This is a genomic window from Streptomyces sp. SID5910 (assembly GCF_009862125.1).
Taxonomy (GTDB): Bacteria; Actinomycetota; Actinomycetes; order Streptomycetales; family Streptomycetaceae; genus Streptomyces.
The window spans coordinates 1-3,291 of sequence record NZ_WWHX01000128.1 but is presented as its reverse complement, the minus strand read 5'-3'; the positions used below and the strand labels follow the sequence as shown (position 1 = coordinate 3,291).

At 74.1% G+C, this 3,291-nt stretch carries 2 protein-coding genes; one reads left to right on the top strand and one right to left on the bottom strand.

Annotated features, from left to right (window positions below):
• Positions 1-375: AraC family ligand binding domain-containing protein (locus GTW67_RS04820; protein ID WP_202436823.1), on the bottom strand; the 375-nt coding region annotated here is incomplete at its 3' end.
• Between the two features lie 139 nt (positions 376-514).
• Here GTW67_RS04820 and GTW67_RS04815 point away from each other — a divergent pair.
• Positions 515-3,291: DEAD/DEAH box helicase (locus GTW67_RS04815; protein WP_161163550.1), on the top strand; the 2,777-nt coding region annotated here is incomplete at its 3' end.

Here is a 3,291-nt window from a genome sequence, read left to right as displayed (position 1 = left end):
CAGCTCGACGGTGTACGGGTCGTCGAGCACCGGCCGGACGAATCCCGGCGTGCCGCGCAGGGTGGTCGTCTCCGCCGCGATCGCGGCCACCAGGTCGGGCGACGGGTAGACGGCCCCGTACCGCCAGCCCTCCGGCACGCCGGCCCGTCCGGTGTGCGGGGTGTCGGGATTGACCAGGGCGAGCGATCCGGCGCCGGCGTACTGGTCGCTCCCGCCGTGGTGGAAGACCTCGACGCCGTCGGCGATGGCGGCGATGACGAAGTGCTCGTGGGTGTGCCGGACGAAGGTCTTCCGTATGTACTGGGCGCGCAGCAGATCGACGCCGGGCAGTTCGGCGTACCGCCAGTGCCGTGCCCGCTCGTCCGATCCCGCCATGGGTCCATTCTCCGGCATCCGGCCAGCCCGGCGTCGCCCGTGGCCCCGCGGGCCGTGCGGGCCGTGCGGGGGCCGCCCCGGACGGCCGTCGTCCGCCCGGCTCGGGCCGATTGTCAGTGGCGGGGTGCACGATGGATCCATGGTCAGCTCCGCACACCGAGCCCTGGACGGCTTCTCCCCCGCGACCCGCGGCTGGTTCACGGGTGCCTTCTCCGCGCCCACCGCCGCCCAGGCCGGGGCGTGGCGGGCCATCTCGGAGGGCTCGGACGTGCTGGTGGTCGCACCCACCGGTTCCGGCAAGACGCTGGCCGCCTTCCTCGCCGCCCTGGACCAGCTGGCCTCCACACCGCCGCCGGCCGATCCGAAGAAGCGCTGCCGGGTGCTGTACGTCTCTCCGCTCAAGGCCCTCGCGGTCGACGTCGAGCGCAATCTGCGCAGCCCGCTGACCGGCATCCGCCAGGAGTCCGTCCGGCTCGGCCTGCCCGAGCCCGAGGTCAAGGTCGGCATCCGCTCCGGCGACACCCCCGCCGCCGAGCGCCGGGCGCTGGCGACCCGCCCGCCGGACATCCTGATCACCACCCCGGAGTCCCTGTTCCTGATGCTGACGTCGGCCACGCGCGACGCGCTGACCGGCGTGGAGACGGTGATCCTGGACGAGGTGCACGCGGTGGCGGGCACCAAGCGCGGCGCCCATCTCGCGCTCACCCTGGAGCGGCTGGACGAGCTGCTGCCGAAGCCGGCCCGCCGCATCGGCCTGTCGGCGACGGTCCGCCCGGTGGACGAGGTCGCCCGTTTCCTCGCCCCCCGCGGCAAGGTGGAGATCGTCCAGCCGGAGTCGGGCAAGGAGTTCGACCTCTCCGTCGTCGTCCCCGTCGAGGACCTGGGAGAGCTCGGCGGCTCCCCGGTCGCCGACGGCAACGAGGGCGCCGAGCGCCCGTCGATCTGGCCGCACGTCGAGGAGCGGATCACCGACCTCGTCCAGTCGCACCGCTCCACCATCGTCTTCGCCAACTCCCGCCGCCTGGCCGAGCGCCTGTGCAACAGGCTCAACGAGATCGCGTACGAGCGGGCGACCGGCGAGCCTCTGGACGAGCACCACTCCCCCGCCGAGCTGATGGGCGGCTCGGGGGCGGCCCAGGGCGCCCCGCCCGTGATCGCCCGCGCCCACCACGGCTCGGTCTCCAAGGAGCAGCGCGCCCTCGTCGAGGAGGACCTCAAGGCGGGCCGCCTGCCCGCCGTGGTCGCCACCTCCAGCCTGGAGCTGGGCATCGACATGGGCGCCGTCGACCTCGTGATCCAGGTGGAGTCGCCGCCCTCCGTCGCCTCCGGCCTCCAGCGCGTCGGCCGCGCGGGCCACCAGGTCGGCGCGGTCTCCACGGGCGTGGTGTTCCCCAAGTACCGGGGAGACCTGGTGCAGGCCGCCGTGGTCACCGAGCGGATGCGCAGCGGCGCCATCGAAGCCCTGCGGGTCCCCGCCAATCCGCTGGACGTCCTCGCCCAGCAGCTGGTCGCGATGACCGCGCTGGACACCTGGCAGGTCGACGACCTGCTCACCACCGTCCGCCGCGCCGCCCCCTTCGCCTCCCTCCCGGAGTCGGCCTTCACGGCCGTCCTGGACATGCTCGCGGGCCGCTATCCCTCCGACGCCTTCGCCGAGCTGCGCCCGCGCGTGGTGTGGGACCGGGTCACGGGCACGGTCACCGGCCGCCCGGGCGCGCAGCGCCTCGCCGTCACCTCCGGGGGGACGATCCCCGACCGCGGGCTCTTCGGGGTCTTCCTCGCCGGCGCCGACCCCAAGAAGGGCGGCGGCCGGGTCGGCGAGCTGGACGAGGAGATGGTGTACGAGTCCCGGGTCGGGGACGTCTTCACCCTCGGCACGAGCTCCTGGCGCATCGAGGACATCACACGCGACCGGGTCCTGGTCTCCCCCGCCCCCGGTGTGCCGGGGCGGCTGCCGTTCTGGAAGGGCGACCAGCTGGGCCGCCCGCTGGAGCTGGGCCGCGCGCTGGGCGCGTTCCTGCGCGAGGTCGGTTCCCTCAGCGCGGAGGACGCCCGGCTGCGCCTGGTCACCGCGGGCCTGGACGCCTGGGCCGCGGACAATGTGCTGGCGTATCTCGACGAGCAGCGCGAGGCCTGCGGGCACGTGCCCGACGACCGCACCATCGTCGTGGAGCGCTTCCGGGACGAGCTGGGCGACTGGCGCGTCGTGGTCCACTCGCCCTTCGGCGCCCAGGTGCACGCCCCCTGGGCACTGGCGCTGGGCGCCCGCCTGTCCGAGCGGTACGGCATGGACGCCCAGGTCATGCACGCCGACGACGGCATCGTGCTGCGCCTGCCGGACGCCGATCTGATGAGCCTCGACCTGCTCGACCAGGAGCCGTCGAAGCCCGGCCTGGAGTACGAAGCCGAGCAGGCGCCCGTCGGCGCGGCCGACGTCGTCTTCGACAAGGGTGACGTCGACCGCGTCGTCACCGACCAGGTGGGCGGGTCGGCCCTGTTCGCGTCCCGTTTCCGGGAGTGCGCCGCCCGCGCGCTGCTGCTGCCGCGCCGCAGTCCGGGCAAGCGCACCCCGCTGTGGCAGCAGCGCCAGCGCGCCGCGCAGCTGCTGGAGGTGGCGAGCGAGTACGGCTCGTTCCCGATCGTCCTGGAAGCGGTCCGCGAGTGCCTCCAGGACGTCTTCGACGTGCCCGGCCTGGTCGAGCTGATGGGCGACGTCGAATCACGCAAGGTGCGCCTGGTCGAGGTCACCACCCCGGAGCCGTCCCCGTTCGCCCGCTCCCTGCTGTTCGGATACGTCGCCCAGTTCCTGTACGAGGGCGACTCGCCGCTCGCCGAGCGCCGGGCCGCCGCGCTGTCGCTGGACTCCCGGCTGCTGGCCGAGCTGCTCGGCCAGGCGGAGCTGCGCGAGCTGCTCGA